This window comes from Methylophilus medardicus (assembly GCF_006363955.1).
GTDB lineage: Bacteria > Pseudomonadota > Gammaproteobacteria > Burkholderiales > Methylophilaceae > Methylophilus > Methylophilus medardensis.
In genome coordinates this window covers 1,667,087-1,690,083 of sequence record NZ_CP040948.1, presented here as the reverse complement: position 1 = coordinate 1,690,083, position 22,997 = coordinate 1,667,087, and the positions used below count along the sequence as shown (strand labels likewise).

At 51.1% G+C, this 22,997-nt stretch carries 20 protein-coding genes; 10 read left to right on the top strand and 10 right to left on the bottom strand.

The genetic code is table 11. The annotated features are described in order from the left end of the window. Positions 1-118 precede the first annotated feature (118 nt). Positions 119-694 (bottom strand): flavin reductase family protein, encoded by a 576-nt coding sequence (locus tag FIT99_RS08100; protein WP_189524723.1) that lies wholly within the window; start codon positions 692-694, stop codon positions 119-121. Continuing rightward, positions 682-2,481: a glutamine--tRNA ligase/YqeY domain fusion protein gene (locus tag FIT99_RS08095; protein WP_140003820.1), complete on the bottom strand. Its 1,800-nt coding sequence runs from the start codon at positions 2,479-2,481 to the stop codon at positions 682-684. Before FIT99_RS08095 ends, FIT99_RS08100 begins: the two co-directional genes overlap by 13 nt. 169 nt (positions 2,482-2,650) lie before the next feature. On the opposite strand from FIT99_RS08095, the gene FIT99_RS08090 reads away from it, so the two are divergent. The 3 genes from FIT99_RS08090 to FIT99_RS08080 are packed head-to-tail and all read left to right on the top strand — an operon-like array spanning position 2,651 to position 5,245. Continuing rightward, on the top strand, positions 2,651-3,649 hold the full coding sequence (locus FIT99_RS08090) for a biotin--[acetyl-CoA-carboxylase] ligase (protein WP_140003819.1): 999 nt from the start codon (positions 2,651-2,653) through the stop codon (positions 3,647-3,649). After that, a complete protein-coding gene (locus tag FIT99_RS08085; RefSeq protein ID WP_140003818.1) occupies positions 3,637-4,413 on the top strand; it encodes a type III pantothenate kinase in 777 nt (258 codons plus the stop codon). The genes FIT99_RS08090 and FIT99_RS08085 overlap by 13 nt, the downstream gene beginning before the upstream one ends. Positions 4,414-4,426: 13 nt before the next feature. Then, positions 4,427-5,245 carry an SPOR domain-containing protein gene (locus tag FIT99_RS08080; protein WP_140003817.1) on the top strand — a complete coding sequence of 273 codons (819 nt, stop codon included), beginning with the start codon at positions 4,427-4,429 and terminating at the stop codon, positions 5,243-5,245. 68 nt (positions 5,246-5,313) lie between these two features. Here the strand turns inward: FIT99_RS08080 and lpdA are convergent, their stop codons facing one another. Beyond that, entirely contained in the window at positions 5,314-7,080 is a 1,767-nt protein-coding gene (gene lpdA / locus FIT99_RS08075) for a dihydrolipoyl dehydrogenase (protein ID WP_140003816.1), read from the bottom strand. Positions 7,081-7,153: 73 nt separating this feature from the next. Then, complete coding sequence (locus tag FIT99_RS08070; RefSeq protein ID WP_140003815.1) at positions 7,154-7,624, bottom strand: hypothetical protein; 471 nt, start codon at positions 7,622-7,624, stop codon at positions 7,154-7,156. Positions 7,625-7,853: 229 nt separating this feature from the next. On the opposite strand from FIT99_RS08070, the gene FIT99_RS08065 reads away from it, so the two are divergent. The 4 genes from FIT99_RS08065 to FIT99_RS08050 are packed head-to-tail and all read left to right on the top strand — an operon-like array spanning position 7,854 to position 13,541. Then, entirely contained in the window at positions 7,854-9,407 is a 1,554-nt protein-coding gene (locus FIT99_RS08065; RefSeq protein ID WP_223261316.1) for a glycoside hydrolase family 17 protein, read from the top strand. A 53-nt stretch (positions 9,408-9,460) separates the two neighbouring features. Further along, a complete protein-coding gene (locus FIT99_RS08060) occupies positions 9,461-12,022 on the top strand; it encodes a glycosyltransferase (protein WP_140003814.1) in 2,562 nt (853 codons plus the stop codon). Then, a complete protein-coding gene (locus FIT99_RS08055; protein ID WP_223261153.1) occupies positions 11,995-13,134 on the top strand; it encodes a PA0069 family radical SAM protein in 1,140 nt (379 codons plus the stop codon). Before FIT99_RS08060 ends, FIT99_RS08055 begins: the two co-directional genes overlap by 28 nt. A 5-nt stretch (positions 13,135-13,139) precedes the next feature. Then, positions 13,140-13,541 carry a gamma-glutamylcyclotransferase family protein gene (locus tag FIT99_RS08050; protein ID WP_140003813.1) on the top strand — a complete coding sequence of 134 codons (402 nt, stop codon included), beginning with the start codon at positions 13,140-13,142 and terminating at the stop codon, positions 13,539-13,541. A gap of 53 nt (positions 13,542-13,594) precedes the next feature. On the opposite strand, the gene aceF is transcribed toward FIT99_RS08050, so the two are convergent. Both aceF and aceE read right to left on the bottom strand, forming a co-directional pair. Continuing rightward, positions 13,595-14,938: a dihydrolipoyllysine-residue acetyltransferase gene (gene aceF, locus FIT99_RS08045; RefSeq protein ID WP_140003812.1), complete on the bottom strand. Its 1,344-nt coding sequence runs from the start codon at positions 14,936-14,938 to the stop codon at positions 13,595-13,597. Between the two features lie 28 nt (positions 14,939-14,966). Continuing rightward, positions 14,967-17,636 carry a pyruvate dehydrogenase (acetyl-transferring), homodimeric type gene (gene aceE / locus FIT99_RS08040; RefSeq protein ID WP_140003811.1) on the bottom strand — a complete coding sequence of 890 codons (2,670 nt, stop codon included), beginning with the start codon at positions 17,634-17,636 and terminating at the stop codon, positions 14,967-14,969. Between the two features lie 285 nt (positions 17,637-17,921). Between aceE and FIT99_RS08035 the strand changes: the two genes are divergently transcribed. Beyond that, a complete protein-coding gene (locus FIT99_RS08035; protein WP_140003810.1) occupies positions 17,922-19,376 on the top strand; it encodes a M17 family metallopeptidase in 1,455 nt (484 codons plus the stop codon). Here FIT99_RS08035 and FIT99_RS08030 read toward each other — a convergent pair. Together FIT99_RS08030 and FIT99_RS08025 are read right to left on the bottom strand one after the other, a co-directional pair. After that, positions 19,366-19,791: a beta-lactamase hydrolase domain-containing protein gene (locus FIT99_RS08030; RefSeq protein ID WP_140003809.1), complete on the bottom strand. Its 426-nt coding sequence runs from the start codon at positions 19,789-19,791 to the stop codon at positions 19,366-19,368. The genes FIT99_RS08035 and FIT99_RS08030 overlap by 11 nt on opposite strands. Positions 19,792-19,802: 11 nt before the next feature. Then, positions 19,803-20,150 carry an ArsR/SmtB family transcription factor gene (locus FIT99_RS08025; RefSeq protein ID WP_140003808.1) on the bottom strand — a complete coding sequence of 116 codons (348 nt, stop codon included), beginning with the start codon at positions 20,148-20,150 and terminating at the stop codon, positions 19,803-19,805. A gap of 219 nt (positions 20,151-20,369) precedes the next feature. Here FIT99_RS08025 and FIT99_RS08020 point away from each other — a divergent pair, with 219 nt between their 5' ends. Beyond that, positions 20,370-21,035 carry a Crp/Fnr family transcriptional regulator gene (locus FIT99_RS08020; protein WP_140003807.1) on the top strand — a complete coding sequence of 222 codons (666 nt, stop codon included), beginning with the start codon at positions 20,370-20,372 and terminating at the stop codon, positions 21,033-21,035. Next, positions 21,001-21,258, top strand: coding sequence for a hypothetical protein (locus FIT99_RS08015; protein WP_140003806.1), 258 nt, complete (start codon positions 21,001-21,003; stop codon positions 21,256-21,258). Before FIT99_RS08020 ends, FIT99_RS08015 begins: the two co-directional genes overlap by 35 nt. Before the next feature lie 67 nt (positions 21,259-21,325). On the opposite strand, the gene FIT99_RS08010 is transcribed toward FIT99_RS08015, so the two are convergent. Both FIT99_RS08010 and trxB read right to left on the bottom strand, forming a co-directional pair. Next, positions 21,326-21,871, bottom strand: coding sequence for a Smr/MutS family protein (locus FIT99_RS08010; protein WP_140003805.1), 546 nt, complete (start codon positions 21,869-21,871; stop codon positions 21,326-21,328). Positions 21,872-21,957: 86 nt separating this feature from the next. Beyond that, on the bottom strand, positions 21,958-22,908 hold the full coding sequence (trxB, locus tag FIT99_RS08005; protein ID WP_140003804.1) for a thioredoxin-disulfide reductase: 951 nt from the start codon (positions 22,906-22,908) through the stop codon (positions 21,958-21,960). Positions 22,909-22,997 lie beyond the last annotated feature (89 nt).

The following is a 22,997-nucleotide window of genomic DNA, read 5'->3' as shown; positions in this document are numbered from 1 at the left end:
GCTTAAAGCCGACCACGATTAAGCCCGTCAATGTTGTCTTTTGCTGTAGGAATTGTCCTAAATAAAAAAAGCCCTGCTGGGGATGCAGGGCTTTCGGAGGTGGGGGAAGGTTACAGTGTTAACAGGCTTGGCCCGTCGCGTAAAACACGCCACCGGCAATATGATGCACAGTACGTAAATCATCATGTCCCTCAAAATGCCAACGGCCATCCGAAAACACGCGCGCATCGGCATGTGCAGCCACCACTTCGGCAATAAATAAATCATAAGTGGCCTGGTTATGTGGCTCGGGGATGATTTTGCACTCCAGCCACGCCACGCAGGCTGTGATTAACGGTGCGGTGATTGCTTGTGCTGCAAACGTGTCAATGCCGTATTCTGCAAATTTGTCAGTGTCTGCTAAATCTCGTCCACTAATACTGCCAACTTGCTTCACCATTTCAATCTGTTGCACGCTGGGTAGATTGATCGCAAAAGTGCCTTCGGCCTCGATGAGTTCACGCGTATAGGTATTGCGATCAATCACGACCGTGACTTTGGCTGGATTAAAATCTAAAGCGCAGACCCAGGCGGCGGCCATGATGTTGCGCTGGCTGCCATGCGCCGAGGTGATGAGCGTGGTGGGCCCATGATTAAGCAGTCTAAATGCTTTTGATAATTCGACCGGTGTCATGGCTGAGGCTATTTCTGCCATTGATCTTTAAGTGTCACCGTTCTATTAAACACGGGCTTGCCTGCCACACTGTCTTTGCGGTCAGCCACAAAGTAGCCATGGCGCTCAAACTGATAAATATCTCCCGCTTGGGCCGCTTGTGCGCCTTGCTCAAGTTGTGCAGAGATGGTGGTCACTGAGTCAGGGTTAATGTCCTGTAGAAAATCGCGGTCAGAGCCATCATCGTTTTTGCCTTCACCTGGGTGTGGCGCTTTAAACAGGCGATCATACAAGCGAATTTCAGCAGGGTATGCATGCGCCGCACTGACCCAGTGGATATTGCCTTTGACTTTGACGCTGTCTGCGCCCGGGGTGCCGGACTTGGTGTCTGGTAGATATTCACAATGTACGACAGTGACCTGACCGGACGCGTCTTTTTCACAGTGCAGGCATTTGATGACATAGCCGTAGCGTAGGCGCACCATGTTGCCGGGAAACAAACGGAAATAGCCTTTTGAGGGCTCTTCCATAAAGTCTTCGCGTTCAATCCATAATTCTTTGGACAGTTTGACTATGCGTTTACCCAGGTCCGGTTTTTGCGGATGATTCGGGGCATAGCAGTCTTCCTCTTGTCCTTCTGGATAGTTGTCGATCACCAGTTTGATCGGATCCAGCACGCCGATTTTACGGGGCGCAGCGTCATTGAGCACTTCGCGCATGCAGTCTTCAAGAATACTATAATCGATCCAAGAGTCTGCTTTTGACACGCCAATGCGGTCTGTAAACAGTTTGAAGCCTTCAGGCGTGTAGCCACGGCGGCGTGCACCGGCCAATGTGGGTAGGCGCGGGTCGTCCCAGCCACTGACATGTTTCTCTTCCACCAGTTGAATCAATTTACGCTTCGATAGCACCACATAGGTTAGGTTGAGCCGCGCAAACTCATACTGATAAGGCACTGGGTTCGCCAACAAATTTGCTTCCACCAACCGTGCCATGAGCCAGTCATAAAACGGGCGTTGATCTTCAAACTCAAGCGTGCAAATGGAATGGGTAATTTGCTCTAGCGCGTCCTCAATCGGATGCGCAAAGGTATACATCGGGTAAATACACCATTGGTCACCGGTGTTGTGGTGATGCGCACGACGGATACGGTAAATGGCGGGGTCGCGCATGTTGATGTTAGGCGAGGCCATGTCAATTTTTGCGCGTAAAATCATGCTGCCATCGGCGTGCTTGCCATCGCGCATTTCACGGAAAATGCGTAGGTTTTCCTCGATGCTGCGGGCGCGGAAAGGGGAATCTTTGCCGGGCTCGGTCAAAGTGCCACGGTTGATACGCATTTCTTCGGCAGTTTGCTCGTCAACATACGCATGACCATGCTGGATCAGCGCTTCAGCCGCTTGATACATCACATCAAAATAATCGGAGGCAAAGTACAAATTGTGCTCGATACCGCCGCCTGGGGTGGCGTTGTCCCATCCAAATCCTAGCCATTGCACCATGTCAGAGATGCTATCTACATACTCTTGGCTTTCTTTTTCTGGGTTGGTGTCGTCAAAACGCAAATGACAAACTCCATTGTAATCACGCGCTAAGCCAAAATTCAAAAAGATCGATTTGGCGTGACCAATATGCAAATAGCCATTGGGTTCGGGCGGAAAACGTGTGCGGATGCTGGCAAAGTCTAGCGACCCTTTGGCTTGGTGTGCCGCATCACCAGGCGAGCCTGCCCATTTTTTAAGCGCATATTTTTGCTCGGCGAGGTCTTTATCAATAATGGCGCGAATAAAGTTGGAGGCGGCTGGAATCGGTTCTTTTTCTGTCGACATGGCGGGTCTTGAAGTTTCTAAAGTATCTCTATTTTACACGCTTCATGACCTGACCCAAAACCATTAATACGCCATGTTTACGGCGCTTATCCCGCAGCGACTTCGGGTCGGTATGCTACACTGCGGGCTAAGATGAACCGCTTTGATTGCATGTGTCTCCTGTCATTTCATGAATAAACTGGCATTCCCGATATTGGCTGCCTTGGCCGACGGTAAGTTTCATTCCGGTGAGGCCCTTGCGCATCGTTTTGGCGTGACGCGCGCCACGATCTATAACGCCATGCAATCGGTCACTACCTTGGGCATTACCGTATTTTCGGTGCGAGGGCGTGGCTATCGCTTACCCAAACCAGTGACTTTGCTTGATGTGGATGCGGTGATGCAGGCTTGCGGTGAATATGCCTCGTGGTTTCATGTGCAGCTATTGGCACAGGTCGATTCTACCAATCGGTATCTCATGCAAGAAAGTGCGCGTGGCGTCGCACATGGTACTTGCGTAGCGGCACATCTTCAAACCGCAGGCCGTGGTCGTCGCGGGCGCAGCTGGTTGTCTCAATTAGGCGGTAGCCTAACCTTTTCGGTGTTGTGGCGTTTTCAATGTGGTGCAGCAGGCTTGTCTGGTCTGAGTCTGGTGGTAGGGCTCGCGTTGGTACGTGCATTACACGCCATGGGGTTGACCACCGTACAATTAAAGTGGCCGAACGATTTACTGGTGCTGCATCAGGGCCACTGGCACAAGCTGGGGGGGATATTGATTGAACTGCAAGGCGACATGGAAGGACCGAGTGCGGCAGTGATCGGGATTGGCCTCAACCTTGAAATCGCCAGCGAGCTGACCGCCCAGATTGATCAACCGGTGCTGGGTCTCAATGCCTTGTCTGCACAGCCCATCAATCCAAATGTGTTGCTTGGCACTTGTTTAAGCCAACTTGCCTTGCATCTGAGCCAGTTCGCCGAGTCCGGATTTACGCACTTTCAAGCCGCGTGGACGCGTTATCATGCCTTCCATCAGCAACCGGTCAATCTGTTATTAGCCAATGGCCAAACGGTCCCCGGGCAGGTGTTGGGTGTGGCCGAGGAGGGGAGTTTGCTGGTAGAAACTGCACATGGACAGCAACGCTTTAATGCCGGAGAAATCAGTGTACGGAGTGCGACATGCGATTGTTGATTGATGCCGGCAATACGCGCACGAAATGGGCTTGGTGTCCGGCCCAGCCGTCTGATGATGCGAGCTGGGAAATCAATGCGCTAGACAACACGCAGTGGTTGCAGGGTGGCAAAGCGGCACAGCGCTTGCAACAGGCCGTGGCAGAGGCTGAACATATTAGCCTCAGTCTTGTGGCTGGCCCGCAGTGGTTGCAACCTCTGAGTGCGCTAACGCCGCGCTTGCAATGCATACAGCCGCCAGCAACTGCCTTGGGGTTGCATAACGCCTACCATCGACCAGCACAGTTAGGTAGTGACCGCTGGTGCAGCCTAGTCGCGGTTTGGCGCCAATATGGTCAGTCTGCCTTGATCGCCACCGCCGGCACCGCACTTACGCTGGATGCTTTGGTGGTCAGCGATGCGGCTGCCAAATTTATCGGTGGGACCATACAACCGGGCTTACGGTTGATGTGGCAAAGTTTACAACAAGGGGCTGCACAGCTCGATTATGCTTATCCTGCTGCGCCATCACCGGCGCCTGGCTTCGCACTAGATAGCCAACAAGCCATGTGGTTAGGCTGCCTGCAAGCACTGGCGGCGTCTGTGGCTTCGCAGTTTGAACGTTTGCAAGCGCTGGGCGATTGCCATCCCTTGCTGGTGTTATCTGGGGGCGATGCACAGTTATTACATGCATATTTGCCACAGGCATTGGCCGTGCAGGCCATTATTGTGGATAATCTGGTGTTAAAGGGCTTGGCCTATCTGGCTGAGGAGATCGACCAATGAAAAGTGCACAACCATGAAACGTTTATGCTGGATATTGTTACTGGCCAACTTGGGCGCATTCGCTTATTTTAAATACGATGCATCTATGTCTGCCGTGAGCAGCCTTAAGCCTGAAATTCATCCAGAGCAAGTAAAATTGGTCACGCCGCAACAATTAGCAAGTTATCCAGAGCGGCCGGTAGCGCAAGCCCCTGCCGTTGAATCAGCCCCTGCGATCACCGCAGATGCCGTGGCTGCGGATCCCTCGCCAGTGATCAGCCCTAATGTATCCAAAAATGAAGTCAAAGCACCTGAGGTCAAAGCCTCGGATGTTAAAACGGCTGATGCTAAATTGGCTGATAGCAAGCCATCAGAGTCGCATAGTGTTGCGCAAACGGCTTGTTATGAGTGGAGCGGATTTAATATGAATCGCGTGACTGAGGCCGCCAATTTGGCGCAGCAAATGAACATCAAAACGCAAACCAACATGACAAGTGCAGGCGCAGACAACCTGCGCTACTGGATCTATAAACCACCGCTCGCTTCGGCTGAGCTGGCACAAACCAAAGCCGACGAATTGCGCAAGCTAGGGGTTGAAGACTTTTTTATTGTGCAGGACGATCCCAAATGGCGTCATGCGATTTCATTTGGCGTATTTCGCGATGAAAAACTGGCAGACAAGTTAATGGCCGATCTAAAAAGTAAAGGCGTGAAGTTACTGATCAAAGCACCACGCAATGGTGGTCAGGCAGTGATTAAGTTGCAGCAGGTTACCTCTCAGCAATTCACCAACTTACAGAAAACGCGGTCACACTTTCCAGACACGGTATTAAAAGAAATTCCTTGTCAGTAAAGTGGTGAGCATGCAAACAAAAGCCCGCAATTGCGGGCTTTTGTTTGCAGTGGGTGGTGACACGCAATTTAACGTTTTTTAGGTGGCAGCATATCTGTAATGCTGCCTTCTTTGAGTTCGGCGGCAAAACAAACGGTTTCTGACAACGTTGGGTGCGCATGAATGGTCAACCCCAGATCATGTGCGTCTGCGCCCATTTCAATCGCCAGCACTGCCTCGGCTAACAACTCACCCGCATTGACGCCAACGATCCCCGCACCAATGACGCGATGCGTGGTTTTGTCGAAAATTAACTTGGTGATCCCCTCAGTCCGCGCAACGGACAAGGCGCGACCACTGGCGGCCCATGGGAAGCTGGCTTTTTCGATCTCCATCCCTTTGGCTTTGGCTTCCGTTTCCGTGACCCCTGCCCAGGCAATTTCTGGGTCAGTGTATGCGACAGATGGAATGACACTGGCGACAAACTCCACTTTGTGGCCAGCAATGACCTCGGCCGCAACCTTGGCTTCATGCGTGGCTTTGTGTGCAAGCATCGGTTGCCCGACAATATCACCAATCGCGAAAATATGGGGTACGTTGGTACGCATTTGCTTGTTGACGGCAATAAATCCGCGCTCGTCTACCAATACGCCTGCTTTATCGGCGCCAATGTTCTTACCGTTTGGACGACGACCAATAGATACCAGAACACGATCATATTTTTGTGTGTCTTTTGGCGCATTCGCGCCTTCAAAATCCACGTAAATGCCATCGTCTTTGGCTTCAATCTTGGAAACTTTGGTCGACAGCATGATGCTTTCAAAGCGTTTTTCCATGCGTTTTTGGAATGGACGCACCAAATCACGGTCACAGCCGGTAATTAAGCCATCCATAAACTCGACGACACTGACTTTGCTGCCGAGGGCATCATAAACGGTGCCCATTTCGAGACCGATAATGCCACCACCAATCACCAACATGCGGGCAGGAATATCTGCCAGTGCCAGCGCACCAGTCGAATCCATGATGCGCGCATCCTCAGGGGCGCCCGGGAATTTAGTGGCTTGCGAACCTGCGGCAATAATGGCGTTCTCAAAGCCGACCAAAGTCACTTTGCCATCTGCTGCGGTCACGGCCAACTGATGGGCGCTGGTGAATTGACCCAGCCCCGACACCACCGTGACGCCGCGCATTTTCGCCATTTGTGCCAAGCCGCCTGTGAGCTTGCCCACCACATCATCGGCTTTCCAACTGCGTAGTTTATCCAGATCGATGTTCGGTTTACCAAAACTGAGGCCGTGATGTTCGCTTTCTTCGGCTTCCGTAATGACTTTAGCGGTGTGCAGTAATGCTTTTGATGGGATGCAGCCGACATTGAGGCAAACACCGCCCAGGGTAGGGTAGCGCTCAACGAGCACGACTTTTAAGCCTAAATCTGCAGCGCGGAACGCAGCCGTGTAACCACCCGGGCCGGAGCCGAGCACCATCACTTGGCAAGTAATATCGTTTTCGCCAGTGGCGGTTACCGCCAAAGGCGCTGCTTGCGTAACGGGTGCCTGCGCGGCCGGTGCGGCAACGGGTTCTGTGGCTGGAGGCGTTTGCGGTGCAGCCGCTTCGCCAGTTTCAAGTTCGAGAATGAGGCTGCCTTTGGCGATTTTGTCACCAACAGATACTTTTAATGCCTTCACCACGCCCGCATGGGAGGATGGGATATCCATAGAGGCTTTGTCAGATTCGACCGTAATCAAAGAATCTTCTTTCGCGATGGTATCTCCCACTGCGACTAACACTTCGATCACATCGACGCTCTCAAAATTGCCGATATCCGGCACGACTACTTCAACCATTTGACTCATGAAAACCTTATATTCCGAATAGTTTTGCTATTTTATCACCAAAAGAACAGGTGCACTTTGGCACTAAACCATCTTAACGATTGGTCGCTGCGCTGCCTGCTGGACGGCTGGCCATAGGCTTCATCGTGCAAGTTTCATGGCCGTAATTGCCGCCGGTGTCGTCAGGTTCGTAATAATCATTTTTGAATGACCAACCGGTTTTGCCTACTTTGGTGAATTGGCCCATGCCGGTTGAAAACTCAGCATATTTGGCATCAGACAATTTAAAGGTCATCGCTAATTGTTTGCCGCGAGTAATTGCCTGTCCGGTATAGCTTTGTTTATTTTCGGTGTGTGTCGCAAGATCATAGACGGAGACTTGCGAAGTGCTGTTACGGCGATTCTTTTTTAGATAAATGGTGACTTCGTAATCACCCACCGTGACGTTGTTGCCTTTGCAGATATATTCGCCGGTGTAGTCGAGCGCAGCGACGGGCGCAGCCAAAGCCGACGCAGAGAAAGAGGAAATGAATACCATTGTGGTCAAGCAGGATTTAACGTTCATATGACTTCTGAGATGATTATTTTGGCGTGAAAATGTTAAAAAGCGGAGGTTTTTAGCCGCACTTTTGAATACATTTCATCATAAGACCAATTGCGCAATTTACCAAGACTCTTTTGGATTATTTGTCCAGTGATGCGCGTAAATGCGCGGCGCAAGCGAGAGTGATTTATGAGAGAATATCAGTTGTTTTGTAAAGGAATTCCAATTTAGGGTGATTATATTGCAGCGTATGTTATCTCGAATTTCCCCGATCGTTTGGCTGGCCTTGTTTGTGATGGGTACGGTCTTTTATGTCTGGCGGCTGCAGCAACCCCAAGCCTTGGTCGAGGTGGCGCCCGAGGCCCTACCTCTGCAATGCGTTTCCTATGCCCCGTATTACAAACCCGGCATGAATCCCACCATTAAAGATAGTTTTGTCGATCCGCTTCAAATCGAACAAGATTTACAGGCACTGTCAAAAGTGACGCGTTGCGTACGCACCTATTCGGTGGGCCAAGGCTTGGATTACGTGCCAAAAGCAGCGCAAAAATTAGGGATGAAAGTGATTTTAGGGGTATGGATCGGTTGGGTCGATGCGCTGAATCAATCCGAGTTGCAACTGGCGGTGCAACAGGCCAACCAATACCCAGACACGGTACGTGGCCTCGTCGTAGGTAACGAGGTATTGTTGCGTGGGGAACAATCTGAACCTAAATTACGGGGCTATCTGCAATGGGCCAAAGCAAACACCAAAGCGCCGGTGACCTATGCGGATGTGTGGGAGTACTGGATCAAACATCCCACCCTTGAACAAGATGTCGATTTTGTCACCGTACATATTTTGCCTTATTGGGAAGACAAGCCCGTGGCGATTGAACAAGCGGTTGCGCACACTGCATCGGTCATGGGCTATGTAGGCACGGTCTTTAAAAAACCGATCTTAATTGGTGAAACCGGCTGGCCGTCGCAAGGGCGTCAGCGCTTTTGGTCTAAGCCAAGTGCGCTCAATCAGGCGCGTTATATGCGTGAGTTTTTGCAAGCGGCACATGTTAATCATTGGCAATATAATGTGATTGAAGCAGTCGATCAGCCATGGAAAAGAGAATTAGAAGGCACCGTAGGCGGTTACTGGGGGGTGCTCGATGTTGATTTGCAACCAAAGTTTCCGCTGCAAGGCGCGATGGCTGAGCGTGCAGACGGCTTAAAGCCCTATTTGTTAGCCCTGGGTTTGGCGCTGGTCGCTGCTGGCTGGGGCCGCTATCAGAGGTATGCTGCCAGCCACATCATCACCCTGGCCTTGACGGGCATGTTGCTGGGCTTGCATGGGTATCTGCAACTCGAATATGTGAGACAAGCAGCCCGGCATGCTGGAGAGCTGGCGATGCTGGGTGGGCTGGCGGTGTTAGGTTGGGGCTTATTGATCCTCCAATTGCGGCAATGGCTGGGCTTAGCGGCGAAAGCCTGCGTAGAACAATCCTTGCTGCAATTGCTGGCCGTGGCCTTGCTCATCACTAGTGCAGGGTTGGCGATCAATGGCCGCTATTTAAATTTTCCACTGATCTTAGTCAGTTTGCCACTTGGCGCCATGGTGATCACGCTACTAATGGGTCGCCTGTCGAGTGGCGCGCAGTCTGCGATGCGTCAAACTAGTGTTTGGTGGATGGCGGTATTGCTGGTGATGGCCGCCAATATGTCGGTGGCTGCCGCCATGCTGGAGCCCGGCAATTTTATCGCTTGGTATTGGACGGCGATTTGTGGCTTGGCTTTGTTTGTGCTGCCCGCCAGAAGTTTGCAGTTAGCGTAGTCGCCATCTATACATTTAAATAACACGTCATAACATGATGGAAAGAGTGAGAAGTGATCGTTTCTTGGTTTAAAAAATTGGCGCCCGGTTTGGCCTTTGCTATTTTGTTTTCAGCGCTGCATTTTGGGCTGTGGGCTTTGGCTAACCGTGCGTTGCCATTGATCAATGTGAAACCGGCCGTGAATGGGTTTGCATACTCGGGTTACCGTGGCAACCAAAGTCCGCTTGAAGGGCAGCATCCAAGCACTGCCGAGTTGGCACAGGATTTGGACTTGATGCACAAGCATACTGGTCACATCCGCATGTATTCATCACTGGATTTAAATGAAGTGGTGCCGTTGGCCGCCAGACGGAACATGAACGTGATTGCGGGCGCCTGGATTGATACTGATAACCAAAAAAATACTCGTGAAATTTCAGCGCTGCTCGAAAAGTTAGAAAACTATAACAACATCGACCGTGTGATTGTCGGCAATGAAGCGCTGCTGCGGAATGATCTGCCTGTGCAGGCGCTCATGGGCTACCTTGATTTTGTTCGAGAGCATAGCACTGTGCCAGTCTCCACCGCTGAACCATGGCATGTTTGGCTCAAGCATCCCGAGTTAGTGAAGCACGTGGATTACATTGCGGTACATCTGTTGCCTTACCACGAAGGCGTGCCAGTAGAAAAAGCTGTGCAATACACCATTGAGCGCTACAACCAGCTCATGCAGGCCTATCCACGTAAAAAAATCGTGATTACCGAGGTGGGTTGGCCGAGCCGGGGGCCTGCCATTGGCGGCTCCGTGGCGAGTGAAGTGAACCAAGCGCGCTTTATTCGCGAGTTCTTGGCACGCAACTCGATTGAAGACCTCGATTTTTACCTGATGGAAGCGTTTGATCAACCGTGGAAAGTGGCACTTGAGGGTTGGGCAGGAGCTTATTGGGGGATGTATAACGCAGATCGACATCAGAAATACTCCTTGCAAGGCGCCGTGCCGCCAAACACACGCTGGATTGCCAAGGCGACTTGGTCGAGCTTGTTGGCCTTTATTCCACTGATGTTAATTGCTTGGCGGTTTAAACATTGGGGCATCGGCGGCGTGCTGTCGATGGCGGTGTTGTTCCAGGCCTGTATTACCACCTTGACCATTGCTTGGAACTTGCCCGGCGACTACTACTATACCTTGCGTGATTTTGTCGTGCTGATTGGCCTGATTTTAGGCATTGCACTCACCTCCATGGTGCTCATGATTTATGCGGCTGAATTTAGTGAAGTCATGTTCAAACCCTATTGGCGTAGGCTGTTCAAACGTGCACAGCCATTGCCAGCAGATCAAGAACTGTTTGTCTCGATTCATTTAGCCTGCTACAACGAGCCACCAGAGATGGTCATTGCGACGATTGATAGTCTGCGTCAACTTAAATACACGCGCTACGAAGTGATTGTGGTGGATAACAACACCAAAGATGAAGCGAAATGGAAACCGCTTGAAGCCTACATGGCCAATATGCCGGATCACTTTCATTTTTATCATCTCCCTTCTTGGCCGGGGTTTAAAGCAGGTGCGCTTAATTTCGCACTCGACAAAACACATCCTGACGCACAAGTGGTCGGGGTGGTCGACGCCGACTATGTGGTGACCGACGATTGGTTGTCTGATCTGGTCCCACACTTCCAAGAGTCTCAAGTGGCTGTAGTGCAGGCACCACAAGCCCATCGCGAGTGGGAGAATCACTTTTTCCAACGGATGTGTAACTGGGAGTTTGAGGGATTTTTTCGGATTGGCATGCATCACCGCCATGAGCGGAATGCTTTAATTCAGCATGGCACCATGACCTTGATCCGCCGTGAAGCCTTACAAAGCCTGGGCGGCTGGTCTGAGTGGTGTATTTGTGAAGATACTGAGTTGGGTTTGCGCTTGCTCGAACAAAATCTAGAGTTGCGCTACATCGATGACACTTTTGGTCGTGGCTTAACCCCAGCAAACTTTAAAGCCTTGAAATCTCAACGCAATCGTTGGGCGTTTGGCGCCATGCAGATTTTAAAACACCATATGCCTAAACTGCTGGGCAAATCCTCGCTTAACTTTAGCCAACGTTATCACTTTTTGACTGGCTGGTTTGGTTGGTTTGGAGAGGCCTTGCAGCTGATTTTTACCATTGGCTCCATCGGCTGGACGATTGCGATGCTGGCTTTTCCCAAATACTTTAGTTTGCCAGTGGTAGTAATGATTGTCCCGATTCTCTGCTTTCTTGCGATCAAGGCTATTTTGGGGCCTGTGTTGTACCGCAAAACGATGCATTGCAGCTGGACGGACATTTTTGGTGCCTCACTCGCAAGCTTAGGCTTATCCCATGCGATTGCCAAAGGCATTATTAATGGCCTGACCCACAAAGCGGGTGTGTTTGTCGTGACCAACAAAACTAAGTCCAAATTGAGCAATTGGCAACTGATCGATCCGATCAAAGAAGAATTGTTTATTTTGGTGTCATTGATTTTGGCAGCCGTGGCCATGCTCTATGCCCGTGGATTCAGCAATCTGGATGCGCAGTTATGGGTCTCCATGTTGGCCTTACAGTCGCTACCGTATTGGAGTGCGCTGGCATGTCAATGGATCTCCGAACGCAAATAGGCGCTAGCGCTTTTCCACCCGAGTCGGTGGAAAAGCCGTTGGTCTACAAAGGACGCGCGGCGCACACTAACCAAGTGAGCCGTTTTGATCCGCACACTCGTGAAGCGATGGATGATGGCTGGGGCAGTCTTGATGCGCAGGCGCCGACCTTGCGCACCGAGGTCATGCACGATACTGCGCGCAGCATCATCAATTATATTCAATCTCCCGATTTACCTTTCGATCGCACGTTGAATCATTACCGTGGCTGTGAGCATGGTTGTATATATTGCTATGCGCGGCCCACCCATGCCTTTTTAGGGCTGTCGCCCGGGCTTGATTTCGAATCGCGCTTATTCATGAAAACCAATGCGGTTGATTTGCTTAAACAGGCGCTGTCGCATGCGCGATATCAATGTGCACCGATCGCTCTGGGCATGAACACCGATAGCTACCAACCCATTGAGCGTGACTATCAACTGACACGTCAAATCATCGAGGTACTCAGTGAAGCGAATCATCCCTTCAGTTTGGTGACCAAGTCGTCGCTGGTTGAGCGCGACATTGACCTGATTGCACCGATGGCAGCCAAAGACCTTGCGACTATTTATCTCAGTATCACCACGCTCGACAGGCAAATCGCTCGCCGTTTAGAGCCGCGTGCAGCCGCACCGGAACGGCGTTTTGAGACCATACGTCGGTTAACTGCGGCGGGTATCCCGACTGGTGTGATGCTGGCACCGGTCATCCCGGCATTGACCGATGGTGACATGGAAAGGATTCTTGGCATGGCTAGTGACGCTGGTGCACGGTATGCTGGCTATGTGTTGCTACGATTGCCGCATGAGCTCGGCGACTTATTCGAGGCTTGGTTGCAGCAGCATTTTCCGCTCAAAGCTAACCATGTGATGAGTCTTATTAAGCAAAGTCGAGGCGGTAAGTCCAATCAAAGCGAGTTTGGTCAGCGCATGCGTGGGGAGGGCGTGTTTGCCGATCTGATGGCGAACCGTTTTAAAATACATCGTCATAAGTTAGGCATGACGGGTGAACGCATGGCATTTCGAACTGATTTATTTAAAGTGCCTGCGGCATGGCTACCAGCCGCTAAAGACCGTCAACTGCCCTTGTTTTAACCTTTATGATAGATCTATTGTTCGTTTACGGCACTTTGCGTCAAGGCAATACGAATGCCATGGCTGCGTATCTGGCTAAGCAGTCTGAATACCTTGCGGCAGGCTGGTTTCAGGGCTATTTGTATGCGATCAGCGATTACCCCGGTGCTATCACTTCCAGCTGCCCTGAACACCGCGTGTATGGCGAGATTGTTCGCCTAAATAATGCTGAAACTGTATTGTCTGTGTTGGATGATTATGAGGAATGTGGCCCACAGCATCGCCAGCCCACCGCCTATCAACGGGTACATGCGACTGTTCATAGCCTTGATGGCGTGGTGTTCAATCCAGTCTGGATTTACCTGTATCAATGGCCAATAGTGGATAAGCCATTAATCGCGCACGGCGATTTTATGCGGGTGAAATAGTGATAAACAAATGATAAAGGGCGCCATGCGCGCCCTTTGTCATATTAAAACGCTTAGAGTAATAACCGTCTAACATCACTCAACATTACGCGCAGATGGCTGGTGAATCTGGCACCATCTGCACCATCGATCACGCGGTGATCGTAGGAAAGCGACAATGGCATGATGAGACGTGGATCAAAGCCCCCAGAATCTTTGTTAAAGACCGGTTGCATGGCTGCGCGTGACACGCCCAGAATAGCGACTTCAGGGCAGTTAATAATTGGCGTAAACATCGTGCCACCGATGCCACCAAGGCTAGAGATGGTAAAGCAACCGCCTTGCATCTCTTCTACTTTTAATTTGCGCTCACGGGCTTTGGCTGAGAGGTCAGCCAGATCACGAGCAATATCCATCACATCTTTTTGATTCACGTCACGCACCACCGGCACGACCAGACCGTCTGGCGTATCGCAGGCAAAACCGATGTTGTAATACTGCTTGAGAATCAGACTATCGCCTTCAGGCGAGAGTGAAGCATTAAAGTTAGGGTAAGTACGCAGCGCATTGACCACCGCTTTCATCAGGAAAGCTAATAGCGTGAGCTTGACGCCGCGTTTTTCTGCTTCAGCCAACATCGACTTACGGAAGTCCTCTAAATCGGTGATGTCTGCCTCATCAAATTGCGTGACGTGCGGCGCAGTGACCCAGTTTCGATGCAGGTTGGCACCAGATAGTTTCTTGATGCGTGACAGTGGCTTGGACTCAATGCTACCAAACTGACTAAAATCGATCACCGGCATCGGCAAGGTGCTTAAGCCCGTGCCCACGCCCATGTTTTCAGAACGTGGCTTAGATAATTCGCCTTTCACATACGCTTGCACATCTGCTTGCAAGATACGGTTCTTGGGGCCACTGGCTTTGACGAGGGATAAATTCACGCCGAGTTCACGCGCAAATTTACGAATGGATGGGCTGGCGTGGGCCAGTTTTCCACTACTCGCTACGCTGCTGGCAGCGACCGGGTTTGGCGTTGCTTGCGGTTGCACGACTTGCGGCACTTCGGCGACCGGGCGGCTAGGCTCAGGAATCGCCACCGTTTTTTCATCCACTTTCACGGTTGCGACCACCGGGGTTGCGGTCGGTTGCGGCGCGACTTTTTCGGCAGGCGCTGCTTCAGCAGCAGTGTCCAGCGTCAAAATCAGCGCACCTTGCTTGGTGTTATCGCCCACTTTGATGTGGATTTCTTTCACCACACCTGCTAACGAGGAGGGGATGTCCATAGAGGCTTTATCGGACTCCACGGTAATCAGGGAGTCTTCTTTGGCCACGGTATCACCTACGTTGACCAGTACTTCAATCACGTCGACGCTGTCAAAGTTGCCGATATCCGGCACCAGTACTTCTTTGATAGACATATTTCTATACTTTCCTTATGTCGTGACCTTAAATCGTGGCCGGATTGGCACGAGTAATGTCGATATTGTATTTTTTGATGGCTTCAGCGGCTTTGGTAGCAGGCAGTTTGCCGTCGTCTGCCAGTGCTTTCAATGCGGCCAGCACCACATAATAGCGGTCCACCTCAAAGAAGCTGCGTAACGCCTCGCGTGAATCTGAGCGGCCATAGCCATCCGTACCCAAGGTGACAAAGCGGTTGGGGACAAACGGACGGATTTGATCAGCAAAACTACGCATGTAATCTGTGGAGGCGATCACCGGGCCTTCGGCCTGTTGCAGTGAAGCTTCTACAAAGCTGAGTCTCGGTTTGGCTTCAGGGTTCAGCAGATTGTGACGTTCTGCGTCGATGCCCTCACGACGTAATTCAGTGAAGCTGGTGACACTCCAGACGTCGGCAGAAACGCCCCAGTCTTGCTCTAACAGGGCAGCTGCTGCGATGACTTCGCGCAGGATCACCCCAGAGCCCATCAGCTGCACTTTTGCACCTTTAGCTTTAGATTGACTAAAGCGGTACATGCCTTTGAGGATACCTTCGGCACTGCCTTCTGGCATGGCGGGGTGGCTGTAATTTTCGTTCATCAAGGTGATGTAGTAATACACATCTTCCTGATTCTGCACCATGCGACGCATGCCCTCTTGAATAATGACGGCAAGCTCATAAGCAAAGGTCGGATCATAAGATACACAGTTTGGAATCGTCGCCGACATCAAGTGACTGTGGCCATCCTCGTGCTGCAAACCCTCACCGTTAAGCGTGGTACGGCCTGCAGTGGCGCCCAGCAAGAAGCCACGTGCGCGGCTGTCACCTGCAGCCCATGCAAAGTCACCAATCCGTTGGAAACCAAACATAGAATAGTAAATATAGAACGGGATCATTTGTGTGCCGGTGACGCTGTAAGACGTCGCGGCAGCGAGCCAGCTAGCAAAAGAGCCAGCTTCGTTGATGCCTTCCTCTAAAATCTGACCGCTTTGAGATTCTTTATAAAACATCACTTGGTCAGAGTCTTGAGGCTCATACAATTGACCGACGGAGGAATAAATGCCCAATTGGCGGAACATGCCTTCCATCCCGAACGTGCGTGCTTCATCAGGCACGATCGGCACCACATATTTACCGATTTGCTTATCACGTACCAAGGTAGACAGAATACGCACAAAAGCCATGGTGGTTGAGATTTCGCGGTCGCCAGTGGCGCCTAACATGTTCTCAAACGCGGATAGCTCTGGCACGGTGAGCTCGTTGCCTTTACGGCGTCGGCTAGGCACGAAACCACCCAGTGCGGCACGACGTTCCATCATGTATTTAATCTCTGGACTATCGTCGCCTGGACGATAATAAGACAAGTTTTCAACTTGCTCGTCAGTCAGTGGTAGGTCAAAACGGTCACGGAAAGCCTTCAATGAAGCGATATCCATGCTTTTTTGCTGGTGCGTGGTGTTTTGACCCTCACCGGCTTCGCCCATGCCATAGCCTTTGACCGTTTTAGCCAAAATGACCGTCGGCTGGCCTTTGTGATTCACAGCAGCCTCATAGGCGGCAAACACTTTGTGTGGATCGTGACCGCCGCGATTCAGGCGCCAGATGTCAGCATCTGACATCGCTGCCACCATTTCGCGCAGTTCAGGATATTTGCCAAAGAAGTGTTCACGCGTGTAAGCACCGCCTTTTTGTTTAAAGTTTTGATATTCACCATCCACGCATTCTTCCATGCGCTTACGCAAAATACCGTCTTTGTCCATCGCCAGCAAAGGATCCCAGTAAGAGCCCCAAATCACTTTAATGGCATTCCAGCCGGCGCCGCGGAAATTAGACTCTAATTCTTGAATAATCTTGCCGTTGCCGCGGACGGGGCCGTCCAGACGTTGCAAGTTACAGTTAATGACAAAAATCAGGTTGTCCAAGCCTTCGCGTGCCGCTAATGAAATTGCACCTTGCGATTCTGGCTCGTCCATCTCGCCGTCCCCACAAAAAACCCAGACTTTACGGTCTGCAGTATCTGCAATACCGCGATTGTGCAGATATTTAAGAAAGCGTGCCTGATAAATGCCAGCGAGTGGCCCCAGACCCATGGATACAGTCGGGAATTGCCAAAAATCGGGCATTAACCAAGGATGCGGATAGCTCGATAAGCCATTGCCGCCGGTTTCCTGACGGAAGTTATCCATTTGCGCTTCTGAGATACGGCCCTCTAAGAAAGCACGCGCATACACTCCGGGTGAGGAGTGACCTTGAAAGTAGATGCAATCGCCGCCAAAACCTTCGTTAGCCGCGCGGAAAAAATGGTTAAAACCGACATCGTAAAGGGTCGCTGCAGACTGAAAGCTTGCAATGTGACCCCCGATGCCGGGTGATTTTTCGTTTGCACGCAACACGGTCATGATCGCGTTCCAACGGATCAATGCGCGTACACGGCGTTCCATCTCCGGGTCACCTTGCAGTTTGCCCTGCAAGTGGGTAGGGATGGTGTTCACGTAAGCCGTGGTTGCCTTGTAAGGCAAATGGCCGCCTGAACGGCGCGCCTGATCGATCATTGCTTCCAGCAGGAAGTGGGCACGTTCTGGCCCTTCATTCTCAATGACGGCGCTGAGCGCTTCTAACCACTCTTGTGTTTCTTGTGCGTCAGTTTCATTGAGGTGTGCTTGCGAATGCGTTGCCATGCGTGAGGATTCTCCGAGTTTTAAGTCGCTATGCGTATAATCTAGCACCTAGCCATGCCTAGCGCTGAGAAAGTGTTGAGTACCAAGAAGGGATTCCGAAATTGGATACTGCTTTTATGGTATCACGTTGCTGAATTCAGGTGATGAGTCACAGCAACCTAGTGCTTACCTGTAAGTGTCTCTTTTTTAGCGCTTTTGGTCAAGTTTTGCATGAAAGAATCATGCCTAACTATAGGTATTTGCTACGTTTATTTAATGTTTTATATAAGAGTGTTTTCTAACAATATGCGCATCGAGTGGTCTCAATCTTCACAAGTGAATTCAACCCTATTAACTGCTTACAGCAAGCACATACTGGTCGTGTTTGAAAAAGCGTTTTTTTCAGCGCTGCCATTTGCAGAGGTATTGGCTGCTAAATTGCAGCGTGCAGGTCTCACCGCAGACGATTTGAAACACAAGCCAGTGACGCTGGAGTTGGCCGACGGTGCCTTGGTCAGCTTGCTTGAGGTTGAGGCGAGTGCGCCTGTGTTTACCGTGGCAACGGCCTTACGTGCGGCGGTCAAACCATTGCTGGCAGAACATCCGTCACGAATCGCAATCGCGCTGTATGCCGACCAACCGGCGTGGTGGTTGGCGAGATGTGCCGCTTATGTGACATTGGTCAATGCCGAGGCCTTACCGCAGTTAAAACAAAAGCCCGCCGGGCAAAAATTGCGGGCACTTGGCCTATTTGGGGTGGATGCCATGCCGTGGACGGAAGAGGTGGCCGCGTTGGTGGCGGGGAATACAGTGTGCCGCGCCTTGACCATGACGCCGCCGAATATGCTGACGCCCACCTTATACCGACAATGTCTGCAAACCATGGCAGATGAAAAAGGTTGGCAATACACTGAGTGGTCAACAGATGCCCTACGGGCGTTAGGCGCAGGGGCTTTTGTGGCCGTGGCGCAAGGCTCCGAGCCACAGGATGCCGCAATTGTGAAACTGTCCTACCGGCATCCCGAGGCAGATAAAACCGTGGCCTTGGTCGGCAAAGGGATTTGCTTTGATACTGGCGGACACAATTTAAAATCCGCTAAGTATATGCAAGGTATGCATCAGGACATGAATGGCAGTGCGGTGGCCGTTGGCGTGTTACAGGCGGTGAGTGCGCAACAACTGCCGGTCAATGTCGATTGCTGGCTAGCCTTGGCGCAAAATCATATCGGCCCCAACGCCTACAAACAAAATGATGTGATCACCGCGCTCAATGGCTTGACCATTGAGATTGTGCATACCGACGCCGAAGGCCGTATGGTGCTGGCCGATACCCTGACCATGGCCAGTCGGGACAAACCAGATGTCATCATTGATTACGCGACCTTAACCGGCAGCATGCAAACCGCTTTGGGTTCTCGCATGAGCGGGATTATCGCTAACCGTCCATTACTCGCATCCCAGATGGTGGAGGCGGGTACCTTGAGTGGTGAGCGCGTTGTGGCTTTCCCCTACGCTGAGGACTATGACAGTGCGCTAGAAAGTGAGATTGCCGATCTCAAACAATGCACCATGGAAAGCGACGCGGACCATCTATTGGCTGCCCGCTTTTTAGGCAGATTCATTCAGGGCAATGTGGCTTGGTGCCATGTGGACTTGTCGTCTTATGCCCACAAGGACGGCTTGGGTGCCGTCGCCAGTGAAGTGAACGGCTTTGGTGTTGCCCTGAGCCTGCAATGGTTACAGGCGTTTCTTAAGGCTTAAACCAAGCTTTGACCGTATTCAACAAGCCCACCTGCGTCTCAGTGCCTGCTTGGCTACAACAGGCAGGCTTGGTTGTGGCAGGTGCCTGCAAGGCTTGTTGATAGACTTGATTGGCGCGATTGCCCGTGCGGCAAAAGCCGATGGCTGCACCGGGATGTTGCGCCAGGAGTCCTTGCAGTTGCAAAATATGTGCCGGCTGTATTTGATTGGGCACAACAGGAATGTGCGCATAAGCCATGCCCAATGCAGCGGCCTTGGTCGCTAGCGCCTCACTCAAAGGCTGTGCATCTCCGCCTTCGCCATCCGGCCTGAAATTCACCACTAATCGGATACCCTCTGCGGCGAGGGTATCCAAATCTGATTCGGAGAGTTGATCGCTGATACTAAAGCGTTGATCGATCTGTTTGCGTTCCATGATTTTTCTTCCTAAGCCCGGTTGAGCTGCCCGTTGGCGGCGTTGTGACAAAATTCTCGGTGTAAGACTTGGATGACCGCCAGCGCGGCGGGGCTGCCAATATTGTAATAAACGTTTTTCCCTTCGCGCCTGGTGCTCACCAGCTGCGCTTCTCGTAACACCGTTAATTGTTGCGATAAGCTCGGTTGCCTTAAGTTGAGGCAAGCCTCCAGTTCGCTAACGGATTTTTCACCTTGCGACAATTGACATAACAACATCAGCCGATCCGTGTTTGCCATCGCCTTCATTAACTGGCTGGCTTGATCGGCAGACGTCCTTAACTGATCAAAAAGATCCACTGCAATCTCTGAATTTTGCATATTTCCCCTATGACGGCCATTTATTTTTATATTATTTGTAATTGAAATTCAATCATAAACCTGTTGTCACAGAATGTGTATGACTTCACGCACGGCTGACACGTAGTAAATTGTTTGAAATCAATCTATGATAAAGTTTGTCGCATCAATTAAATACCGTGCGCGTATGCGTTGCTGTGTGTTTGATCATAATAAATATTCAATCATGGGGATGTCGGGATGATGCAATCACTTGCATGGATGAGCTTGTTTCCTGAGCTGGAAGCACTTGAAGAAAGTGCTAAAAAACTACTCACACAATACGCGCGTATTGTGGAGGCGCCGATTGGGGCGATTGGTTACCGTGAAGGGGATCATTGTGGTGGTTATGTGTTGCGCCTAAAAGGGCGCTCGCGGGTGTATAAAATGTCTGCCAGCGGTCGAGAAATCGTGTTGTATCGCGTCGGCGCAGGTGAAACCTGTGTCATCACGACCACTTGCTTGCTAGGAAACAGCCAATATCCGGCCTCTACGATTGTCGAGGCCGACATACAGGATGTGATTGTCCCTGAGTCTATTTTTCATAAGCTGATGATTGATTCGCCGGTGTTTAGGCAATACGTCATGCAAAACTATGGGGCTTTAATCAGTGACTTAATTGTGTTGCTGGACGAAGTCGCCTTTCAGACGCTGGATGCGCGCTTGGCAAAATGGTTGTTGGATATGGGCAACAACACCATTCAACGCACCCATCAGCAAATTGCCGATGAGCTCGGCACTGCGCGGGAGGTCATCAGCCGGCAACTAAAACGACTCGAGCAAAAGGGCTGGTTAGCCATGGGCCGCGGTGTGATTGAAATCCAGCAGCGGGGTGAACTCCTCAAACTGGCGAATAGCAGTCAGTAACGCTAATTGGTCGGTGTTGGTGCGTCAATGGCATGCAGAAGCCACGCGCGATGGGGTCCATGATGAGTATCAAGGTCGTCAGTATTCGATCCTGTTGGATCGAAATCCCGGCTCGCGCATGGATGTGTCAGCCAGCGTCAATCCTCATCAGATGCAGAGTCAGTCGAGGCTGCCCGCAGTTGGCCGTCCGGTGATGGTGAGAGGGCGTCGCCCGCATAAATAGCACTAGCAATTTTTGCTAATATGAGCCTTTATTGATCGCTGTGCGATGCCAGCCTGGGCCATCCTAATTAAGCTTTTAGTAGGACTATGACCGCGCCACTGCCGCCATCATTGGCACGGGCTTGGGCATAAGCGATCACCTCATCTTTTTGCATCAGCCAATTACGTAGTTTGTGTTTGAGTACCGGCTCTTTGTTACGCGAGCCCAACCCTTTGCCGTGCACTATCCGCACACAGCGCAAGCCCCTTTTTTTACAATCGGCAATAAACGCAGACACATACAATCTGGCTTCATCACTAATCAGACCATGAAGGTCTATGTGTGCCTGCACCACCCAATGGCCGCGACGCAGCTTGCTTAATACCATGGGGGATTGGCCCTCGCGTAAATAGAGTAACTCTTCGCCACTCTCAAGCTCATGTGCTGGGATGTAGTGATCACTCAGCGAATCGATGAGTGCTTGCTTTTCATCTTTGATTAACTGCCGTGGAATCGGTTTGGGTTTTTTCGGACTCAGCGCAATCCGGTCCGTTTTGACTGGACGTGCCCCTTGGACTGCTTGGTGAAACAGCGTCAGGTCATCTTCGTCTTGGTCCGGTAGCTCGTGTGCCATAGCCTGATTTTAAAGGGTTCTTTACAAATAAAAAAGCGCACTGAGGTGCGCTTTTTATATTTCTTCGCTATTCACTCAGCCCAAAACTACTCTAGGCTAGTCAAATAGCGCTCAGCATCGAGTGCTGCCATACAACCAGTGCCTGCGCTGGTGACCGCTTGACGGTAGATGTGATCTTGCACGTCACCGGCGGCAAATACCCCGGGGATGCTGGTGGCAGTGAAGTTACCCTGACTGCCGGTATGGGTCACAATGTAACCGCCTTCCATCTCTAATTGCCCTTCAAAAATCTGGGTGTTGGGTTGATGGCCAATCGCAATAAACACCCCTTTCAGGGCAATGTCTTTGGTGGTGCCTGCATTGACGTCTTTGAGGCGCATGCCGGTGACGCCAGTATTGTCACCCAGCACTTCATCCAGTGTTTGGAAGGTTTCAAGCACGACTTTACCTTCTTTGACCCGTTCCATCAGCTTATCGACCAAGATGGCTTCAGCTTTGAACTTGTCGCGGCGGTGTACAAGCGTGACCTTGCTGGCAATATTCGCCAGATAGAGCGTTTCTTCGACCGCGGTATTGCCGCCACCGATCACAGCAACCTCTTGATTACGGTAGAAAAAGCCATCGCAAGTGGCGCATGCAGAGACGCCTTTACCGGCAAACGCTTCTTCGCTCGGTAAGCCTAAATATTTTGCTGAAGCGCCGGTTGCAATAATGAGTGCATCACAAGTGTACTCACCGTTATCGCCTACCAGACGGATCGGTTTTTCTTTTAAATGGGTGGTATTAATATGATCAAAAATCATCTCGGTGTTGAAGCGTTCAGCATGCTGCTGAAAGCGCGCCATTAACTCTGGGCCCATTACGCCATTGGCGTCCGCTGGCCAGTTATCCACCTCGGTCGTGGTCATCAGTTGGCCGCCTTGCGCGAGGCCAGTAATCAACACAGGTTGTAAGTTTGCGCGAGCTGCGTAGACGGCCGCAGTGTAACCAGCGGGGCCTGAGCCAAGAATCATTAAACGGGCATGTTTGGTTGCCATGATGCGATTTCCAGTATTTGGTGAATTATTTTTATGTAGATGGGGATGGGCATCGGTGATTTAAATGCCCATCTTGATGAAAGTTTTTA

What these genes read in the sequence shown, in the direction of transcription:
- FIT99_RS08100 (WP_189524723.1), bottom strand. Translation starts at nt 694, where the DNA reads ATGGCAGAAATAGCCTCAGCCATGACACCGGTCGAATTATCAAAAGCA.
- FIT99_RS08090 (WP_140003819.1), top strand. Translation starts at nt 2,651, where the DNA reads ATGAATAAACTGGCATTCCCGATATTGGCTGCCTTGGCCGACGGTAAG.
- FIT99_RS08085 (WP_140003818.1), top strand. Translation starts at nt 3,637, where the DNA reads ATGCGATTGTTGATTGATGCCGGCAATACGCGCACGAAATGGGCTTGG.
- FIT99_RS08025 (WP_140003808.1), bottom strand. Translation starts at nt 20,150, where the DNA reads ATGCAAAATTCAGAGATTGCAGTGGATCTTTTTGATCAGTTAAGGACG.
- FIT99_RS08010 (WP_140003805.1), bottom strand. Translation starts at nt 21,871, where the DNA reads ATGGCACACGAGCTACCGGACCAAGACGAAGATGACCTGACGCTGTTT.
- FIT99_RS08050 (WP_140003813.1), top strand. Translation starts at nt 13,140, where the DNA reads ATGATAGATCTATTGTTCGTTTACGGCACTTTGCGTCAAGGCAATACG.
- FIT99_RS08020 (WP_140003807.1), top strand. Translation starts at nt 20,370, where the DNA reads ATGATGCAATCACTTGCATGGATGAGCTTGTTTCCTGAGCTGGAAGCA.
- FIT99_RS08070 (WP_140003815.1), bottom strand. Translation starts at nt 7,624, where the DNA reads ATGAACGTTAAATCCTGCTTGACCACAATGGTATTCATTTCCTCTTTC.
- aceF (WP_140003812.1), bottom strand. Translation starts at nt 14,938, where the DNA reads ATGTCTATCAAAGAAGTACTGGTGCCGGATATCGGCAACTTTGACAGC.
- lpdA (WP_140003816.1), bottom strand. Translation starts at nt 7,080, where the DNA reads ATGAGTCAAATGGTTGAAGTAGTCGTGCCGGATATCGGCAATTTTGAG.
- aceE (WP_140003811.1), bottom strand. Translation starts at nt 17,636, where the DNA reads ATGGCAACGCATTCGCAAGCACACCTCAATGAAACTGACGCACAAGAA.
- FIT99_RS08080 (WP_140003817.1), top strand. Translation starts at nt 4,427, where the DNA reads ATGAAACGTTTATGCTGGATATTGTTACTGGCCAACTTGGGCGCATTC.
- FIT99_RS08035 (WP_140003810.1), top strand. Translation starts at nt 17,922, where the DNA reads ATGCGCATCGAGTGGTCTCAATCTTCACAAGTGAATTCAACCCTATTA.
- FIT99_RS08030 (WP_140003809.1), bottom strand. Translation starts at nt 19,791, where the DNA reads ATGGAACGCAAACAGATCGATCAACGCTTTAGTATCAGCGATCAACTC.
- trxB (WP_140003804.1), bottom strand. Translation starts at nt 22,908, where the DNA reads ATGGCAACCAAACATGCCCGTTTAATGATTCTTGGCTCAGGCCCCGCT.
- FIT99_RS08065 (WP_223261316.1), top strand. Translation starts at nt 7,854, where the DNA reads ATGTTATCTCGAATTTCCCCGATCGTTTGGCTGGCCTTGTTTGTGATG.
- FIT99_RS08095 (WP_140003820.1), bottom strand. Translation starts at nt 2,481, where the DNA reads ATGTCGACAGAAAAAGAACCGATTCCAGCCGCCTCCAACTTTATTCGC.
- FIT99_RS08055 (WP_223261153.1), top strand. Translation starts at nt 11,995, where the DNA reads ATGTCAATGGATCTCCGAACGCAAATAGGCGCTAGCGCTTTTCCACCC.